This is a genomic window from Chlamydiales bacterium, from assembly GCA_041395025.1.
Classification (GTDB): Bacteria; Chlamydiota; Chlamydiia; order Chlamydiales; family JAAKFR01; genus JAJACP01.
This window is the reverse complement of record JAWLBH010000001.1, coordinates 859,787-879,111: the sequence shown is the minus strand read 5'-3', so window position 1 is coordinate 879,111 and position 19,325 is coordinate 859,787. Positions and strand designations below refer to the sequence as shown.

The following is a 19,325-nucleotide window of genomic DNA, read 5'->3' as shown; positions in this document are numbered from 1 at the left end:
TAGTTAAATCTGATTCATTCTCCACGTTTACCTAAAATTTGTTTTAAACTAGAAACAGTCTCTACCATTTGATCATAGTTTTCTTGCATTTTCTGAAGTTCAGATAGCCGGTTAATTTTCTCTTGTAATTCTTGTTGAAGGACCAGGTACTTTTCTTGCCAATCTTTAGCAAGAGATTCAGCTGCCTGTGTTCGTTCATTAGCCATTGATTGGAGTTTTTGCTCATGCATTTGCTGGAGGTCTAGGCTATTTTGAAGGCGTCCAAGTTCATTTTCTTGTTTATTTAAAACTTTTTGTAATTCAGCAATCTGATGTTTTTGTCTTTCAGAAAGATCCTGCAAAATAGTGGATTCTTTGACTTTCTTGCCAAGATGTTGCTGTGCTTTATGAATTTCAGCATTATAATTTTCACAATCGAGTTTTGCTTTATGCAATGCACTTTTTGTCAAATCATATTCTTTTTCAAGGCAAGTCAAATCATGCTTTTTTTCTTCCAATCGCTTAGAAACTGTCCCAATCTCTTCGATCATATCCGCATGTCTAGCAGATAATTCCCGCATTTTCACATAGGATTTCTCAAGTAACTTTTCTTTATCTTCAAGAGTATGATGCAGCTCTTCATTTAGTGTAGTTACCTTATCTTTTGTCTCTTCATACTTAGCCTTTAAATCATCTAATGTCTTTTCATACTCTTTTTGAGAAATAACAAGTTTTGCTTCGTATTCCTCACGAACTACATTTAAGTCACTTTCTTCCAGTTGAATACGAGTTTTTATTAATTCTTTCTCCATTTCTTCGATTTGCTTTTCACGTGCGGACCAATCGCTAACTTGAGAAGAGAATTCTTGTTGCTTACGCTCAAACTCTTCCTCTAATTTGGATAAATCACCCTTTAATTCCCCATTTTCTTTTGAAATTTCAATTAAAGATTTTTCCTTTTCCTTTAATTGTATGATTTGCTCTTCGCAATATTTGAGTTTTTCTACCCTATCTTGATATCTACTTTGAAGATTCGCATTTTCATCGCGTAGATCTTTAATAATCTCAGTCTGATCTTTTATCTGGCTTAAACCTTCAGCTAATCTTTCAACAAGACGACTTCTTTCAGTTTCAAATCGGGTAGTATCTTTTTGTTCACTAACCCAAGCTCTTTCTAATTCTCGTTCTTTTTCTACAAGAATGCTTTTCGCTTCATCCAAAGCGATCTCAGCCATCTCTTTTTCTTTTTGAAGATTAGAGAATAACAATTTTTGGCTATCCATATCCTCTTCTAGCTTAAGAAAGCGTTCTCGATAAGCTAAATTGTTTTTTTCTTCTTCGAGTAAATGAGTTTTTTCTTCTTCGAGTTTTTGCTTATCTTTTTCTAATTTTTCTTTCTCAAAGAGAAAATTCTCTCGTTCTTTTTCAAGCAGAGAAACATGTTCCTGTACCTTCTCAAAACGCTCTTTAAAGATTTGATCCCAAGAATGTTCTCTTTGCTCTTTTAACGACTCCATTTCAAGACGTGTTTCTTGTAACGTGTCAACTAGCTTTTTAAGAGCTGGGCGTACTTTTTCTAACTTATTTCTCAAATCATGACATTCATGATCTTTAGCAGTATAAGCCGATCTAAGTACCGTATACTCTTCAGACATCGCAAGGTGATGAATATCGACAAGTTTATTCTGGAATTTTTTTTGCAACCCCTTTTCCCCAAGCTGTTTTTGTAACTCTTTTACTCTCTTTTTTTCTGCAAAAAGAGTTTTCAAGATTTTTTTTAAATCATCTTCTGTATAGACACTTGTTCCCAAATCTTGCTCCTTCCTTATCTAAAACAGTATATAAATCAAATGCGAATAAAGGAAAATAATCATAACATGTCTTTATAAAAACCCCATCTCAAATCAGCTGATCGAACCCTTACAAAACTTATGCTAATTATCAAGGAATATTGAAATCATCTTAGTATTATGAAAGAGTATACGCAGCTTCCCTTCCGCGACCCTGGTAAAGAAGATAAAAATCAAAAATTGGAGTTCGATAATATTCTCATACGTATGCCTAATTGGATTGGAGATCTAGTCATGGCAACTCCGATTCTTGCGGATGTTGATAGAAAATGGCCTAAAGCCAAAATAACAGCAATGTGCCAGGGAACAATTGCTCCTCTTTTGATTGGTCATCCTCATATCGATGAAATGTTTACTTTCTCTCGCCCTCATGAATTCTTGCGTCGCCCAATGAACCGTGACCTCATTCAAAGAATACGACAAGGAAAATATGATCTTGGGATTCTTTTATCTAATTCTTTTTCTTCGGCTTGGTGGTTTTGGCGAGGAGGAGTAAAAAGACGTATCGGATTTGCTTCAAACTGGCGGTCTTTTATCCTTAACGACGCGATCGCTTTCCCTAAAGAACGAGGGAAAGAACATCTTGTGGAAACCTATAAACGCCTTCTCACAGTGATTGATATCCCAATTTCTAAGACTCAACCCAAACTCTTTGTCACAGAAGAAGAGCAATCTACTGCTGATGAAATTCTAAGACAATGTGGGATTCCTAGGGAAGGTAAAATTGTGGGCATTAACCCTAATGCTGCCTATGGCCCAGCTAAGTGTTGGCTTCCTACACGGTTTCGCAGTCTCATTGAAAAACTAGTTCATGATCCCAAGATCTATGTGATATGCTTTGGTGACCAGGGGAATACTTCCTTTGTAGACAAAATTTGTGACAACATTTCTCCTCAGGTCATAAACCTTGCTGGTATGACTTCTTTACGCGAACTTATGGCTCTTATCAAAAAATGTACAGTTTTCTTAACCAATGATAGTGGACCCATGCATATTGCAGCTGCTCTAAAAACCCCTCTTCTTGCCCTTTTTGGCTCTACCAATGAAATGGTAACTGGGCCTTATCACCATGGTGAAGTTATTCATAAACATGTCGATTGTTCTCCTTGTTATAAACGCACCTGTCCGATTGATTTTAGATGCATGAAACAAATTAACGTTGAAGAAGTGTACCAAGCACTCCTCCCTTATTTAGAATAATTAAGAAGAGCAAATTTAGACATTACAATCGCAAGATTTTGATTCAACAAGATGAATTGTTTGAGTCGGAAAAGCAATTTCAGCTCCATGAGAGAGGATAATTTCATGGATTTTCAAAAGAATATTTTCTTTTACTGCTCGAAACTCTTCTAATTTTGTTTTTTTAGTAAAAAGATGAATCAAAAGGTTGAGTGAGGAGGGACCAAACTCGTCTAGGTTAACTAAACAAATCTGACTCTTATCAATCTCAGAACTTAATTTAAACATTTCACGAATTTCTCTAAGTATAGGAATCACTTGATTCCCATCGGCATAACGGATGCCAATTGTCTCTTTGATTCGTCGATTGCGCATACGTGAAAAGTTTTCAATTGCGACTGTAGCAAAAATATGATTTGGAACATAAAGAGGGCGTTTCTCAAGACTCAAAATCTGTGTTAATCTCCATCCAATAGATTCTACAGTCCCTTGAATAGGTTGATCTTGTAAGGAAATTAAATCTCCAACAGAAAAAGGCCGATCAAGATAGAGCATAAAACCTCCAAAAAAATTAGATAAAAGGTCTTTAGCTGCAAAACCAATCGCAATGCCTCCAATTCCTCCAAATGCTAAGACACCAGATAAACTCACTCCAAGGGTTTGCAATGTAACAAGAGTCGCAGTAATAAGAATGGAAATCCGTAAAATCTTTCCAATTGCATCAGCTGTAGTTTTATCAACCTTACAGCTAATAGTTAAAATATTCTCTTCGATTCGTTGAACAAAACGAATCAAAAACCATGCAATGAGCGAAATTAGACCAATATACCAGGTAGGTTCGATGAGATTGAAAATTTTTGCATCTATCTCTACTTCTAAAATCTGTGCAGCAAACGTCATCCCTATCAACCAAATAAGTACATGAAGAGGAGGTTCTAAAGAATCGATGAAAATACTTTGCCACATGCTATTCATTTTACGACGACGAACCCGTCGCATAAAAAATTTCTCAGTCCCCGCAATCAGAAGAGTACTAGCCGTTACGAATAAAACTTGCCAAATCCAGTGAGAAAAATATCTTTCCATCATTCTTTCCTTTTTCTGTCGACTTCTTTAAGATGCTTTTTACGCAAGCGCAAAAAATGAGGAGTAATTTCAATCTGCTCATGGTTTTCAATAAAATCAATTGCCTCTTCTAGGGTGAGCTTTTTAGCAGGTATGATTAAAATATTTTCGTCTAAACCAGCTGCACGAATATTTGTTAATTGTTTTCCTTTGGTAATGTTCACAACAAGATCATTTTCTCGGCTGTGTTCACCTACGATCATTCCTTCATAAACCTCATCTCCAGGACTAACAAAAAGAGTCCCTCTCTTTTGGAGTTGCCCAATGGCATACCCAGTAGCTACTCCTTGATTGATTGAAATCAAAACACCTTTGGTTCTTTTAGGAATCATCCCCTTCCATGGCTGAAATGTCTCAAATAAAGAAGTCATGATGCCTAATCCCCTTGTGACAGTAAGAAATTCATTACGATACCCAATAGTTCCTCGAGTCGGGATCAGAAACTCCATAGAAGTGATTCCATTCTTATTGGTTTTTAAAACTTGCATTTCTCCTTTTCTTTTCGAAAGTTCTTGGATGATATTTCCAGAATATTCTTCAGGTGTTTCAATATAAACACGCTCAATAGGTTCATATTTTACTCCTTCAATTTCTTTAGTGATGACTTTAGGCTGAGATACAGTCATTTCCATCCCTTCACGACGCATCGACTCTAAAAGTACAGCCAGTTGTAACTCTCCTCTTCCACAAACTGTTATCTCCTCAGTCCCTTCCAAAATACGCAAGGCAATATTGGATTTTTTTTCTTTAAGCAATCGCTCTTTAATCTTCGTAAAAGTGACATTTTTCCCATCACGACCAACAAATGGACCATTATTCACCATAATATTAATCGAAAGAGTGGGTTCATCAACTTTAATCGGAGGTAACTGGATTGGATGAGCTGGATCACAAAGAGTATCTCCTAACATCAAATCAGGAATTCCAGATAAGCTGACAATATCCCCAGCAAAGGCCTCTTCAAATTCAATCTTCTCCATTCCACGATACCCCTCTATACGAGTAATCGTAGCAGGATTTCCATTCCAAAGAATTTTTTGTCCTTTTGTAATTTTTCCGCCTAAAATACGACCTGTAGCCTGACGTCCAACAAACTGATCATAATCGATTGTCATTGCTTGCATTAGAAAAGGTGCTGTTGGATCATCTTGTGGTGGCTCAACTGCTTCAACAATTAGATCAAAAAGTGGAGACATATTCTTTTTTGCATCTCCAAAATGCATGAATGCATACCCTTCAATTGCAGAAGCATAGCAATAGCGAAAGTCAAGCTGCTGATCGCTAGCACCAAGTTCTACAAACAAATCGAAAGTAAGATTAAGAGCTTTATCAGGATCTGCATTTACCCTATCAATTTTGTTAATGACAACAATTGGAGAGAGTCCCATTTTAAGAGCTTTTGATAAAACAAAACGTGTTTGTGGCATTGGACCATCTTGTGCATCAACTAGCAAAAGCACGGAACTCACCATCCCAAGCACCCTCTCAACCTCACCGGAAAAATCAGAATGGCCCGGTGTATCAATAAAATTGATAGTATAATCTTGGTAAATCAAGCTCGTATGCTTTGCAAAAATAGTAATGCCTCTTTCTCTCTCTTGATCATGAGAATCCATCATGCGATCGGGGATAGACTGATTTTCCCGAAAGAGATTGGATTGTTTTAAAAGAGCATCAAGGAGAGTGGTTTTCCCATGATCAATATGAGCTATAATCGCAATGTTTCTAAATTTTGAATTCATAAAAAGGAAATATAAATTTATAATAAGCATTATATAGAAAAGAAAATTAGTTCGAAGAAAAAAAATAAGAATTTTTATTTTCTGACAAATCTGAATTTATTTTTTAACTTGAACCACTTTCTCACTAGGACCAAAGCCTCTGGTCTATTGATCATTCCTTCTCTATCTTCTAAATGCCAATTATTTAGTTCAGTTGAAGAAATCCGTGATTCCCAACATTAATTATTTATAAAATAAATCAAATTCAATGATTAGAGTGAAAAGGAAGATACCTTATCTTTGACTGTTTCAAAGCCAATTTTAGAAACCTATAAAATTTTGGAATGCATCAGCACCAGAAAAAAAATTATTTATAAGTATTCATCAGATTCACCATCTCAACTGCAGACAAAGCCCCATTATATCCGTAATTGTTTTCCTTGCTTCCAGAGCGATTCAAAGCCTGTTTCCAATTTTCTACTGTCAATACGGAAAAAATCACTGGAATATTAGTTGTTAAAGAAATTTCAAGAATACCGGCAGCAGCACTTTGAGCAACATATTCAAAATGACTTGTCTCACCACGAATCACTGCTCCTAAACAGATGACTGCATTACAACGTTGAGAGAGAGCCATTTTTTTTGCAATTAGAGGTAACTCAAAAGCTCCGGGCACCCATAGCGTTTCAATAGCTTTTTCTTCTACACCACATTCTTTCAATCCATCAAGGGCTCCAACTAAAAGTCTTTCTGTAATTTGAGAATTAAAACGAGCAACAGCTAGTCCATAACGATTCATACTTTTTACCTTTTATTATAGAGCTCACTACCCATCTGTTGTTCTGCATCAATAATCTCTTCAATATTAAACTGGTGGCCCATCTTTTCTTGCTTAGTACGCAAATAACGCAAATTTTCTTTCGTCGGAAGGGGGGGTAATGGGATGCGTTTTGTAATCGATAATCCATAACCACTCAACCCTCCATATTTTGCTGGATTATTTGTCAGCAAATGAATCGTTGATAGACCTAAATCAGCTAAAATTTGCGCACCAATTCCATACTCACGGGAATCTATTGGTAACCCAAGCTCTTGATTTGCCTCTACAGTATCAAATCCATCATCTTGAAGATTATAAGCACGAAGTTTATGTCCTAGTCCAATCCCTCGTCCTTCTTGACCACGAAGATAGACCAATACTCCTTTCTTAGCATCTGCAATCCGCTGCAAAGCTTGTTGGAGTTGAGAACCACAATCACAACGATTTGATCCAAAAATATCTCCCGTAAGACATTCTGAATGGACACGTACAAGGATATTCTCTTCTCCTGCTACCTCTCCTTTCACAAGGGCTAAGTGTTGTACTCCATCAATGATTGATTCATAGGCATAAGCAATAAAATTGCCAAAAGAAGTTGGTAGACGAGCTCTTGAAACACATTTAATAAGTTTTTCTCGACTTCTTCGATAACAAATTAAATCTGCAATTGAAATTAAAGGGATAGAATGTTTTTTAGCAAAGAGCTCTAAATCAGCCATGCGTGCCATTGAATAGTCACTATTAACAACTTCACATAATACTCCAGTAGGATCTAATCCAGCTAAACGTGTAAGATCTACAGCAGCTTCAGTATGTCCAGCGCGTTTCAGAACACCTCCATCGCAAGACCTTAAAGGAAAAATATGCCCTGGACGACGAAATTCATAAGGCTGAGTCAAGGGATTTGCCAATGCACGAATTGTTTTTGCTCGATCCTCTGCTGAGATCCCTGTTGTTGTTTGATGACATAGATCAATAGAAACGGTAAAAGCTGTTCGATGAGATTCAGTATTATGGCTAACCATTGGAGGAAGATGAAGACGATCTAACCGCTCACCTGTTGTTGCAACACATACAACTCCACTGGAATGCTTGAGAAGAAATGTCATCTTGTCCGTTGTCATTTTCTCAGCTGCAAGAATTAAATCTCCCTCATTTTCTCGATCAGCATCATCAGTCACAATGACAAATTCACCTCTTGCAATTGCCTGAATCGCTGCTTCAATTTTTTCCATCACAGATCCAAAATAGTCATCAACACCTTGCAACTCTTCAAAGGAAAAATGTTATCCTTTAAATCTTGCCATTGAAGTTTTAAGTCAATTTTCTAATTTACCAAATTTTTAATTTTTCTTTCAAAATTAATTCATATTAATTCTAAAATTCACAGAATAAAATAAAATTTTCTTACTATGATAATTCAGATTTTAAATTAAAATTTTACGATTATGAGCAGTCTGAATTTGCTAAAAATCTCTCTAACTCATCATAATTTTTCATTCAATTTTTTCTTTTCTGAGAGTTTCTTTATCAACACAGTTAAGAAAAAATCAGACTAATAATCCAGAAGAAAAATATTGATAAAATTGCCCCAGCTGGCACGGTAATCATCCATGATATGAGAATATCACGGATTGTTCTGAGATTAATTGCACCAATTCCACGGGCAAAACCCACACCTAGGACAGCACCAACAAGAACATGTGTTGTTGAGATAGGAAGACCGAGCTTTGAGGCAATCATAATTGTAACTGCTGCACCAAAACCTGCGGCAAAACTACGCGAGGGGGTAAGTGCAGTAATTTTTCGACCTACGGTTTCAATCACCCTCCATCCCCAGGTAGCAAGCCCAAATACAATCCCAATACCTCCAAGAAATAGTAACCAAAAGGGAATGGTTGTTCCGTGAATTGTCTGCCCTTGTATAATATTAAAAATGGCTGAAAGAGGACCAATTGTATTAGCGACATCATTCGACCCATGGGCAAAAGCCATAAAACAAGCAATAATGATTTGAAGATAGATAAAAATTTTTTCTACTAGAATGTAGTCATTATCTACTTCAGAGCATTCAATCTTGTCACTCAAAAGTCGAACTTCTTCAAGAAGATCTCTCACTTTATCTTGCATTAATCCAAGTGATATGGCTTCCACGCGAAGAAGATGTTTTTGTACTTTTTTCAAACCCATCTCGACTCCAATATTATGTCGAGGCACAGGTTCATGAGGTTCTTTAATCTTTTTAACTAAGATAATCGAAATCATGGCACAAATGATCCCAATCCCCCCTGCGATTGGTGCTATTTCGAATAAATCTAACTCAATTCTAAAGTGAGCCAGACCTCCAAAAAAAATAATAATCGATAAAATAAAAAACATCAGGAAGACAAGGTAAGGAGTTAAGCGTTTCGCTGCTAAGACTGGATTGTGATGATAAAGAATCTTACGACGTATTAAAGAAAAAATAAGAAAGGAAAATGCCCCACCAAGAAAAGGAGAGATCAGCCAGCTTGCTGCAATAGAACCGATTTGTCCCCAATAAATAGAATCCATTCCCCCTAAGACAAGGCCAAATCCTACTACAGCTCCAACAATCGAATGGGTGGTAGAGACAGGCCAGCCAAAATAAGAAGCAATCTGCAACCATAATCCTGCTGCAAGAAGAGAAGCCAGCATGCCATAGACATAATCCATCATGTTATGGGAAAAAATTTCTGAATTAATGATTCCTGATTCTACAGTTGATGAGACACTTCCTCCGAGAAAAAAAGCTCCAGCAAATTCAAAAATTGCAGCAATAATTACTGCTTGCCTAAGCTTAAGAGCTCCTGAACCAACTGCAGGGCCAACAGCATTGGCTACATCATTAGCTCCAATGTTCCAAGCAACATAAAATCCACTTAAAACAGCTAGAGAGAGAAGAAGGATTGGAACCGACATTCGTCCTATTTAACCTCAAGGGTCATTCTAACTCGATTAGCAAGTTTTTCAGAACCATCTGATAAAGAGGCGATCTCTTGAATCACTTTCATCCATAAAAAAAAAGTGGGATTGGATATCTGATCACAATCCTGAAACATCTTTTTCAATAAAGAACGCTGGACGAGATCACATTCATGTTCTTTAAATGCAACCTCATCAACAATCTTACGTACTTTTTCAGCTTCCTTTCCTCCAAATGAGCTTTCAAGGAGCTGATCCATTTCTTGTATAATTTTGTAAACTCCATCAAATGTTTCAAGATTTTTTTCTAAAAAAGATTGGAGCTCTGATTCAAAAAAAGGGAGAATTTCAAGATTTCCAAAGGTTAGTAGCACTGCTGCATCTTCTATTCGATCCGCAATATTATCCTGAAGAGCTAAAATTTCTAATAAACTTGTACGCGCAATCGGGAGAAAAAGCCCTGTGGGAAGATTATTACGAATTTCATTTTTAGTTAGATCAGCTTCATGTTCAAGCTGTGAAACTTCTTTAGCAATTAGAGCAATAAGTTGGTAATCTTTTTTTGAAAGTGCATCAAATAAAGAGACCAATTTCTTTACACAAATTGCTACCTTTTCCATATGAGTCTGCAAAGGAGCAAAAGGAGAACGACCAAAAATTCGTGCTAAGGTCTGCATAGCTTTTTATCAAATGTTTTCCCTATAATCTTAATATATTCAATCGATAATGTATAGATCTATGATATTACAAGTGCGCAATCTAACCACTCGTCTAAGAATGAATAGTAAGTGTTATACAGTTGTGGATCACCTTTCTTTTGATTTAAAACGAGGACGCACACTTGCACTAGTGGGAGAATCTGGCTGTGGTAAATCTCTAACAGCTCAATCTCTTCTAGGGATTTTGCCCACTCCCCCAGCTCTTCCACCACAAGGAGAGGTTTTATTTCGAGGAATTAATCTTCTTGGCCTTTCAGAAGCAAGAATGTCTCAAATTCGTGGACGAGAAATTGCGATGATCTTTCAAAATCCTACAATGGCTTTAAACCCTATTTATACAATTGGTTATCAAATGCTTGAAGTGGTAGATACTCATCTTAAACTAGAAGCTGAAGCTGCCCAAAATCTTGTATTACAAACTTTTAAAGAGGTTCACTTAAGAGATCCTTTAGATCTTATGAAATCTTATCCTCATCAACTGTCAGGTGGTATGCTTCAGCGAGTGATGATTGCAATGGCCCTAATTTGTTCTCCTAGCATTTTGATTGCTGATGAACCAACCACTGCTCTCGACATGACCATTCAAGCTCAAATTCTTTTGCTTTTAAAAGAGATACAAGAAAAAAAAGGGATGGCGATTTTAATTATTACTCATGACATGGGAGTAGTGGCTGAGATTGCTGATGAAGTCATCGTAATGTATGGAGGCAAACAGATTGAAGAAGGGGATGTGGAAACAATTTTTGATTACCCAGCTCATCCCTATACTCAAGCACTCTTTGCCGCCTCTCCTGATCATAGAGGATCTCGGAGGTACCTACCCACCATTAAAGGTTCTGTGCCTCCTTTGGAAGAACTACCTATTGGCTGTCCTTTCCATCCTCGTTGCCCAAAGGCTATGGATAAATGCCGTTCTCATCCTCTTTCATCTTTCTCTTTGCTTCAAAAAAACCATAAAACATCGTGTTGGTTATATGATCAACCATCGGATTTGAAATATCTTCATGAAAGAACTTCTAAAAGTTAAAAATTTAAAGAAATATTTTCCCATTAAGCGAGGAATTTTTCGACGTCAATCAGGGACAATTAAAGCAGTTGATGGGGTATCATTTTCAATCAAAGAAGGCAAAGTGATTGGTTTGATCGGTGAGTCAGGATCTGGCAAAAGCACCGTTGGACGTACAGCGATTCGTTTGGTAGAGCCTACTGAAGGAGAGATTGAGTTTCTAGGACAAGATTTTCAACTCGCTTCACAATCGCAGCTTCGAAGACTACGCTCTAAAGTACAAATGGTATTCCAAGATCCACTTGCTTCACTAAATCCTCGTAAAACAGTACTTCAAAATCTTGGAGAACCTCTTCTTTTCCACAAAAAAGTCTCTTCTCACGATGAAGAAATTGAAGAAGTCAAAAAAATCCTCAAAAATGTTGGGATTCCAATCTCTACTCTTAACCATTATCCTCATCAGTTTTCAGGAGGTCAACAACAACGTCTCTCAATCGGACGAGCTATTGGTCTTCAACCTAAATTAGTCATCTGCGATGAAGCTGTTTCTGCTCTTGATCTTTCTATTCAAGCTCAAATTCTTAACCTCCTTCAAAGTCTCAAAGAGAGCTATAAATTGAGTTATCTTTTTATCTCTCATGATCTTTCAATTGTACGGCATTTTTGTGATTATATTCTTGTCATGCATCGAGGAAAAATTGTTGAAGAAGGCATCACTGAAAGGATTTTTCAAAATCCTAAACACACACATACTCAGCTGTTAATTGCATCGATTCCAAAAAGACATCCACGTAATAAAAAAAACCTTTCCCTTTGATTACCGGAAAATACATTTTAGATTTGAGGGTTGATCTCTATTGATTCCTCTAAAATATTGAGTCTATTATATACATTCCGAATCTGTAAGATTCAACAATGCATAAAGATGATCAAGATCATCGAAACTACAATAATGAAAAATCATTTTCCCACCTCTTTTTGAGGGAATAATTTCAACTTTTCTTTCAAAACAAACTTTGAGCTTTCTTTCCATATTTTCTATTTTTTGTCCTTTTGAGCAAGATCTCTCATGATTTTTACAGGTGAATCGAGCACTCTCTTCTTCTGCATCCCTTACAGTCATCTGTTTTTCTTGAATTAATTTTGTGAGCTGATTTTGTGGGTCTGGATGATCAAGAGAGAGGATTGCTTTAGCATGCCCCATAGAAATTTTTCCTTGAGAAAGAGCTTTTCGAATGGATTCGGGCAGAGCTAATAAACGTAAATAATTCGCAATTGTAGAACGTTTTTTCCCTACTTTTTCAGCAACTTCTTCTTGAGTCATACGAAAAACAGTCATCAATTTCTGAAAAGCTTCTGCCATTTCAATCGGGTCAAGATTGACACGTTGAACATTTTCAATTAACGTCGACTTAGCAGCATATTCATCATCTGCCTCACGGACAATTACCGAAAGTTTTTGCAGACCTGCACGCTTAGCCGCACGCCAACGTCGCTCTCCAGCAATGAGTTCATAATAAAGGATTTTATTCCCACTCACAATCTTTCTAACAACCGGAGGATGAATTAAACCCACAGCTCGAATAGAGACAGCAAGCTGATCAATCTCCTGATCCGAAAAACGGCGTCGTGGTTGGAAAGGACTGACTCGAATCGCATCCCAATCAATGATTTCTATTGCTTCTTCCACAATGTCTTATCCTTTTCAAATATTAAATTGAATAGATGGCTTTTTTTAAATTGCAACTAGAACAATCCCGCTTAAAGTCAGTTTAATGAAGAAATAACATAAACTCTCCAAAATTTCGAGAAAAATGCACTAAATATCCTAATTCTTAAACGCAATTGTCATCTGACTCATCCTATCTAATTAGCTGAATGAGAAGATGTCATCTCTCTTTTAAAAACTAGGGATCATGGTCATAAATTGAAATTGTATATCAATAGTCTCTGAAAAGGTAAGTCTCATTGCATCTTTTTGATTCTTTATATAGAATGGCTTTTTTGTGTTAAAATATGAAATCCTACAAATTTCTTACTTTTCTTAATAAACACTCGTTTAAACTTTTGTTTCTTTTTCTCATTGCTATCTCTCTTTTTTTTTGGAGAGAACGGGTCTTAAATAGAGATACGATGCAATCTCAACATGATTTTATGATTGCTAATAAAATTTTTGAAAGTTTTCAAAAAGGAGAACTTCCTTCTCCTGAATCGATTGAGAAAATTGAAACACTCTTGAAAGACCACCCTGAAGTGTATCCCAAGTATAATACGATGCTTGCAATGAGTTATCTAGCCCAAAATGCCCCTAAGGGAGCTTTTTATATCAAAACTATTCTTGAGACACCTATCGCAGGAAATCTGCCCCAATTTTACCATGCTTACGGAAAAACATCTCTTTTAATTGCTGAAAAAAAATACTCAGAAGCCTATATGGAAGCACAAGCGCTTAGTGCAGCAATTAAAAACGAAGAGGATTATTCAACGCTCTATGCGATAAATCTTCTTAGAATAGTCAGTCTAGAAATGCAAATTGATAAATCTTCAAAAGCATGGCGAGAATTGAAATCTCATCCAGTCTATGGCTTAATTTCTTCTATTTTTCAAGAAGGTCATCTCTCTTTAGAGGATTGGCATTTACTATGCTTGAAAAATTAAAGACAAATTGCTATTCATTGAGATGATTACAATTTACTTTGATTTTTTCCTTAAATCAATGATGTTTATCTATTGACGAAGAGAAATAAGAAGTAAAAAATTAGAAGCCGATTCTGCGAGATAACAAGATTAGGAGTTAGAACCTTGAGTAGACCAATAAATCTATTTAGCTTAGAGATAGGTAGCAGACACGAAACGATAGAGTCTGATTATGATGATTGTGATGAACCTATAAACCATCTACCTGGATCTGAAAAAGTGGTGATGATTAGAGGCACTCTAACAGTTTTACCGTAGTGTTTATTGCTTTAATTTGCAAATCGTAGATTCTGTGATTAATTGATCGAATTAATCCCTGTAATTAACTAAAAATTTCGCAGATGATTAGTGTCACAATTATCATTAAGAATGGAGAACGTTATCTCAATCAAGTCCTCTATCCTCTTGAGAGGTTTCAGGAAATTATTCTTTATGATACAGGTTCCACTGATCAAACACTTGCAATTGCTAAGCGTTATCCAAATGTTGTGATCTATCAAGAAAAATTCCGTGGATTTGGTATCACGCATAATGATGCGGCTCAACGAGCCAGCCATCCATGGATCTTATCGATCGACGCTGATGAAATTCTATCGAAGGAACTGGTCGATGAGATCTTTCAAACACCTTTGCAACCAAGAACTGTTTATGCTTTCCCTTTTTATAACTACTGCAATGGTAAGTGGATTAAATGGTGTGGATGGTACCCTGAATCACACATTCGCCTTTATAATAAAACGGAAACGGCTTTTTCCCAATCTATGATTCATGAAAAGGTGATTTCAACTGGATTTTCTAAGTCTATCTTTAAACATCCTATTCAACACTATTCATATGATTCAATTTCTGATTTTCTCATTAAAATGGAAAGATACTCAACTCTCTTTGCAAAAGAATATCGTCATAAAAAATATTCTTCTCCTTATACTGCTCTTAAACATGGGCTGGGTGCATTTCTAAAGAGTTTTTTCTTAAAAAGGGGGTTTTTAGGAGGTTTTGAAGGATTTTTGATCTCTGTCTATAATGGACATACAGCATTTTATAAGTATCTAAAACTCTATCAGGAGAATAAACATAAATGCTCCTAGCTTTTATGTACCATCGAGTGGGTCAAGGAAAACATACTAATGCTAAAGAAACTCTCCGTGCTCACTTAGTGTTTCTTAAAGAGCATTACCCGATTGTATTACCAGGAGATCCTCTGCAGAAAGGCAAACTTTCAATTTGTCTAACATTTGACGATGCTTTTTTTGATTTTTACTATTTTATTTTTCCCATACTCAAGGAATTGAATATTAGATCTTTAATTGGAATTCCTGTCCGATATATCCTGAATTCAACTGTGTTATCTCCTGAAGAACGACTCAGTGTCCCTTACCCATTAGCGATGCAAGATGGGTTTTTTGATAAGAAAGCTCCTTTTTGCACTTGGGCAGAACTAAATGAAATGGTGCAATCAGGCCTTGTTGAAGCAGCCTCTCATTCGTTTATGCATGGGAATCTCACCTTCAATTTTATTGATCTGAATCAAGAGATAGTGCTATCTAAACAAATCATTGAAACTCGTCTTTCCCAACCAGTTAATTCATTTATTTATCCGTTCGGTAGAACAAATCCTACTCTCCATAAATATGTTTCGAAACACTATCCTTATGCTTTTCGTATTGGTTCTTCATTAAACTGGGGATGGGGTAAAGGGAAACAACCGATTAAACGCATCCCAGCTGACAGGATCATGGATCTAAACACTTTACTTAAACCCCGACGACTAGTCCGGTATTTTCTAAAAAACTACTTTTGTTAAATTTTTAACTCGGCAATCTTTGCAGGTTGCCTATCTTCTGAAAAGATCTCCCGAAAAATCGTAGCTAAGACGTCAATAACTAAAAAAATGATTCCACAACCTAAACATTCAATCGTTCCACGAATAATCTGTAGTGATCTAAATTGCCAAGGAGCTCTAAACCATCGTCCTTGATTAGATAGGGTACTGTACAGGCGAACTCCTCCAGTATATAATCCAATAATAGGGAAATACCCCCCCAGATTGAACCCGTTGACAAAAAGGGCTGCTTTCTCATCTTTTATTGTTTCATCACTCCAAAATGTCTTCACAACTGTCACATGACTATGAAATCCAAATGTGCTTTTAAACATAAACTCGAATTATTGAATAAAAAACTTTGTTTTATCAGACAAAGATAAACTTGTCTAGCTTTTTTCAAACCAAAAAATGTAGAACCGATTGGAGCACGGCAATGAACTGATCAATCTCTGAAATAGTATTGTAAAGACCAAAAGAGATCCGCGCTAGACTATCTAGTCGAAATCGTTCTAATGTCGGCTGACTACAATGGTGCCCTGTCCGAATAGCAATCCCACGGCAATCAAGAAAAGTGGCCAAATCTAATGGATGGACTCCTTGAATCAAAAAACTAATAATAGCCTCTTTTTTTACTGCATTGCCTACAATGGTTAATCCCCTGATCTGATTCAATTTCTCGGTAGCATAATCAAATAATTTTCGTTCCCATGAAGCAATTGCAGACATTCCAATTTTAGAAAGATAATCAATGGCTGTACCTAAGGCAATCACCTCAGCAATCATTGGAGTGCCAGCTTCAAATTTTAAAGGTAAATCGTTATAGGTCGTTTCACGTAGAGTGACATGCTCAATCATATCACCTCCCCCTTCAATCGGTGGCATTTTTTCAAGTAATTCACGCCTGCCGTAGAGCACTCCAATACCTGTTGGACCATAAAGCTTATGACCTGAAAATACATAAAAATCTACTTCCAATGCTTGAACATCAATAGGTAAATGCGCAATAGCTTGAGCTCCATCAAGACAGACATGGGCACCCATCTCATGAGCCTTATCAATAATGGCTTTTACAGGATGAAGTGTTCCAATCACATTCGAAAGATGGGCAATACTGATGATCTTCACTTTTTCATCAATTTGATTGAGAAATTCTTCAAAAATCAACTCACCTGCATCATTGACAGGAATAATGCGCAAAACTGATCCACGTTGTTCGCATATCATCTGCCAAGGGACAATATTAGAATGATGTTCAATTTCGGAAATAATAATTGCATCTCCTGGATGCAAAAAAACTGAGCCATAGGATTGAGCGAGGAGGTTTAAAGAAGCAGTAGCTCCACGTGTAAAGATAATTTCTTCAAAGTATCTTGCATGAATAAAGTGTTGTATCTTTTTACGCGCCTCTTGGTAGAGCTCAGTGGCATGACGTGCAAGTTTGTAAACACTGCGATTCACAGTTCCATAATGATGAGCATAAAAATTAGATAGAGAATCAATAACAACTTGCGGTTTCTGTGCTGTTGCTGCTGTATCGAAATAGATCAGATCCTCATGAATCATTGGAAAATCTTTACGATAGGTATCGATGTGAGTATCCTCCATAAGATACTTATAATAAATCTAGAATCTCCTGACAAAATCCCTCCACAAGCAGCTCTTTCGCTTGTGAATGAGAAATCCCACGTGTCTTTAGATAAAATAAATGTTCCTCATCAATCTGTCCAATAGTTGAGCCATGCGATGCTTTGACATCATCAGCAAAAATTTCAAGGTTTGGTTTAGATTGAGCCGATGCATGTTCACTAAGAATCAAATTGTTGTTCACCTGAAAAGCCTCGCTTTGCTGTGCATTCTGATCAATATAAATTTTCCCCTCAAAACTAGTTTGAGAAACACCTCTTAGAACGTTTTTGAAATGCTGTAAAGATCGACAACGGGGTGACTGATGTTCCATAAGGACATGGATGTGATGATGACTTCTACCGTCTAAACAACTCAAACCATAAAGTCCCGCTTCACTTCCTTCCTCCATAAGGCGAATAACATAATCTCGCCTCAATGTCTCTCCTCCTTTCGCAACAAGACAATTTTTAAAATGGCTATTTCTTTTTAGAGTAGCTCGGACTGCATCGAAATGCCAACTCTTTTCGTTCTCTTCTAAAAAAGTATTCAAAACAATTGAGGCACCTTCATCAAGAGCAATATCCATATAGCTATTCACCCAACCATAGGCTTGATGAGCGATAACAATTTTAGATTGAGCTCCCCTACCAGCATAAAGATGACATCTAGGATGCATAGCAACTGACGCATTCTGTGGAATGATATGGTGAATAATTTTCAAAGAACTGACAGATTTTGGAGGAAGATAAATAAAGATAGGCTCTTCACAAAGCGCTCCATTAAGTGCGGCAAAAGGATCATGCTCTGCCTTTAATTGACTTTTTAGGCGAGGAGTAAGAAAAGCACCATAGCTTTTTTTAGCCTCTGAAAGAGGTTGGACAATGAGCTCCTTAGAAGGCAGTGAGGCAAAAGGATCATATCTGCCATTAACAAAAACCATTTCATCTTGTTTTGGAGTAATTAAGGGATTGATTGGTTGAGCTGTTTCAAAAACACGCTCATAAAGAGCTTTCAGCTTTACATAACGAAAAGACTCAGTCTTTTTCGTTGGTAATCCAATCTCGATAAAACGCTTCCAATACTCTTGATTAATGATCTGTTGCTTAAGACTGTCAAGCATCAAGATAACCTTGTGCTTCGAGCTCTAAGGCTAATTGACTATCTCCTGATCTAACAATTTTTCCATCTACAAATACATGAACAAAATGCGGTTGAATATATTCAAGAAGACGCTGATAATGAGTGATTAAAACCATTGCACGTTCTTTATTCATGATCTGCTTCATTCCTTGAGCTACAATCCTCATCGCATCAATATCAAGACCTGAATCAGTTTCGTCAAGAATCGCAAGCTTAGGCTCTAAAAGAGCCATCTGCAAAATTTCATTTGATTTTTTCTCCCCGCCTGAAAATCCTTCATTCACAGATCGATCCTTAAATTCCCTACGCATTTTGATAATTTCCATTTTTTCTTCAAGAAGTGTGGTAAATTCCTCTTGAGAAAGAGGAGTAGTGCGTCTAGCATTTAAAGCTTGATAAAGAAACTGAGAGTTTGTGAGGCCAGTAATCTCAGGCGGGTATTGGAAACTCATAAAAAGCCCTAATTTTGCTCTTTCTTCTGGTTCCATTTCAAGAATACTTTGTCCTTCAAAAAGCACTTCTCCTTTTGTCACTGTATAAGCAGGATGTCCTGTGATAATCCTAGCTAATGTTGATTTACCCGCTCCATTAGGCCCCATGATCGCGTGAATTTCCCCTACTTTTATGTGTAAATTTAACCCTTTTAAGATAGGTTTTTCACAAACAGATGCATATAAATCATGTATTTCTAACAT

Annotated in this window: 18 protein-coding genes; 6 read left to right on the top strand and 12 right to left on the bottom strand. The window is 36.7% G+C overall.

Translation table 11 applies throughout. The annotated features are described in order from the left end of the window. Nucleotides 1-14: 14 nt before the first annotated feature. Nucleotides 15-1,790 (bottom strand): hypothetical protein, encoded by a 1,776-nt coding sequence (locus R3E91_03975; protein ID MEZ5315351.1) that lies wholly within the window; start codon nucleotides 1,788-1,790, stop codon nucleotides 15-17. 159 nt (nucleotides 1,791-1,949) lie between these two features. Here R3E91_03975 and waaF point away from each other — a divergent pair, with 159 nt between their 5' ends. Next, a complete protein-coding gene (waaF, locus tag R3E91_03970; GenBank protein MEZ5315350.1) occupies nucleotides 1,950-3,029 on the top strand; it encodes a lipopolysaccharide heptosyltransferase II in 1,080 nt (359 codons plus the stop codon). A gap of 15 nt (nucleotides 3,030-3,044) precedes the next feature. Here waaF and R3E91_03965 read toward each other — a convergent pair whose 3' ends face one another. The 6 genes from R3E91_03965 to R3E91_03940 form a co-directional block, all read right to left on the bottom strand. Next, nucleotides 3,045-4,094, bottom strand: a complete 1,050-nt coding sequence (locus tag R3E91_03965) for a mechanosensitive ion channel family protein (protein MEZ5315349.1) — start codon at nucleotides 4,092-4,094, stop codon at nucleotides 3,045-3,047. Next, nucleotides 4,094-5,875: a translational GTPase TypA gene (typA, locus tag R3E91_03960; protein ID MEZ5315348.1), complete on the bottom strand. Its 1,782-nt coding sequence runs from the start codon at nucleotides 5,873-5,875 to the stop codon at nucleotides 4,094-4,096. The genes R3E91_03965 and typA overlap by 1 nt, the downstream gene beginning before the upstream one ends. A gap of 346 nt (nucleotides 5,876-6,221) precedes the next feature. Beyond that, a complete protein-coding gene (ribH, locus tag R3E91_03955) occupies nucleotides 6,222-6,653 on the bottom strand; it encodes a 6,7-dimethyl-8-ribityllumazine synthase (protein MEZ5315347.1) in 432 nt (143 codons plus the stop codon). A gap of 5 nt (nucleotides 6,654-6,658) precedes the next feature. Continuing rightward, nucleotides 6,659-7,909 carry a bifunctional 3,4-dihydroxy-2-butanone-4-phosphate synthase/GTP cyclohydrolase II gene (locus R3E91_03950; protein MEZ5315346.1) on the bottom strand — a complete coding sequence of 417 codons (1,251 nt, stop codon included), beginning with the start codon at nucleotides 7,907-7,909 and terminating at the stop codon, nucleotides 6,659-6,661. A 304-nt stretch (nucleotides 7,910-8,213) separates the two neighbouring features. After that, nucleotides 8,214-9,614 carry an anion permease gene (locus R3E91_03945; protein ID MEZ5315345.1) on the bottom strand — a complete coding sequence of 467 codons (1,401 nt, stop codon included), beginning with the start codon at nucleotides 9,612-9,614 and terminating at the stop codon, nucleotides 8,214-8,216. A gap of 5 nt (nucleotides 9,615-9,619) precedes the next feature. Beyond that, a complete protein-coding gene (locus R3E91_03940; protein MEZ5315344.1) occupies nucleotides 9,620-10,294 on the bottom strand; it encodes a TIGR00153 family protein in 675 nt (224 codons plus the stop codon). A gap of 61 nt (nucleotides 10,295-10,355) precedes the next feature. Between R3E91_03940 and R3E91_03935 the strand changes: the two genes are divergently transcribed. After that, entirely contained in the window at nucleotides 10,356-11,363 is a 1,008-nt protein-coding gene (locus tag R3E91_03935) for an ABC transporter ATP-binding protein (GenBank protein ID MEZ5315343.1), read from the top strand. Beyond that, complete coding sequence (locus R3E91_03930) at nucleotides 11,341-12,159, top strand: ATP-binding cassette domain-containing protein (protein MEZ5315342.1); 819 nt, start codon at nucleotides 11,341-11,343, stop codon at nucleotides 12,157-12,159. The genes R3E91_03935 and R3E91_03930 overlap by 23 nt, the downstream gene beginning before the upstream one ends. 66 nt (nucleotides 12,160-12,225) lie before the next feature. Here R3E91_03930 and R3E91_03925 read toward each other — a convergent pair whose 3' ends face one another. After that, nucleotides 12,226-13,032 carry a ParB/RepB/Spo0J family partition protein gene (locus tag R3E91_03925; GenBank protein ID MEZ5315341.1) on the bottom strand — a complete coding sequence of 269 codons (807 nt, stop codon included), beginning with the start codon at nucleotides 13,030-13,032 and terminating at the stop codon, nucleotides 12,226-12,228. A gap of 326 nt (nucleotides 13,033-13,358) precedes the next feature. Between R3E91_03925 and R3E91_03920 the strand changes: the two genes are divergently transcribed. From R3E91_03920 to R3E91_03910, 3 genes are all read left to right on the top strand, one after another. Continuing rightward, nucleotides 13,359-14,000, top strand: a complete 642-nt coding sequence (locus tag R3E91_03920) for a hypothetical protein (GenBank protein MEZ5315340.1) — start codon at nucleotides 13,359-13,361, stop codon at nucleotides 13,998-14,000. Nucleotides 14,001-14,380: 380 nt separating this feature from the next. Beyond that, nucleotides 14,381-15,127 carry a glycosyltransferase family 2 protein gene (locus R3E91_03915; GenBank protein MEZ5315339.1) on the top strand — a complete coding sequence of 249 codons (747 nt, stop codon included), beginning with the start codon at nucleotides 14,381-14,383 and terminating at the stop codon, nucleotides 15,125-15,127. Further along, complete coding sequence (locus R3E91_03910; GenBank protein MEZ5315338.1) at nucleotides 15,118-15,843, top strand: polysaccharide deacetylase family protein; 726 nt, start codon at nucleotides 15,118-15,120, stop codon at nucleotides 15,841-15,843. The genes R3E91_03915 and R3E91_03910 overlap by 10 nt, the downstream gene beginning before the upstream one ends. On the opposite strand, the gene R3E91_03905 is transcribed toward R3E91_03910, so the two are convergent. From R3E91_03905 to sufC, 4 genes are all read right to left on the bottom strand, one after another. Continuing rightward, entirely contained in the window at nucleotides 15,840-16,196 is a 357-nt protein-coding gene (locus tag R3E91_03905) for a hypothetical protein (protein MEZ5315337.1), read from the bottom strand. The two genes, R3E91_03910 and R3E91_03905, sit on opposite strands and share 4 nt — an antisense overlap. 64 nt (nucleotides 16,197-16,260) lie before the next feature. Next, a complete protein-coding gene (locus R3E91_03900) occupies nucleotides 16,261-17,469 on the bottom strand; it encodes a SufS family cysteine desulfurase (protein MEZ5315336.1) in 1,209 nt (402 codons plus the stop codon). Nucleotides 17,470-17,476: 7 nt separating this feature from the next. Further along, nucleotides 17,477-18,610 (bottom strand): Fe-S cluster assembly protein SufD, encoded by a 1,134-nt coding sequence (gene sufD, locus R3E91_03895; GenBank protein MEZ5315335.1) that lies wholly within the window; start codon nucleotides 18,608-18,610, stop codon nucleotides 17,477-17,479. Continuing rightward, nucleotides 18,603-19,325 (bottom strand): Fe-S cluster assembly ATPase SufC, encoded by a 723-nt coding sequence (sufC, locus tag R3E91_03890; GenBank protein ID MEZ5315334.1) that lies wholly within the window; start codon nucleotides 19,323-19,325, stop codon nucleotides 18,603-18,605. Before sufC ends, sufD begins: the two co-directional genes overlap by 8 nt.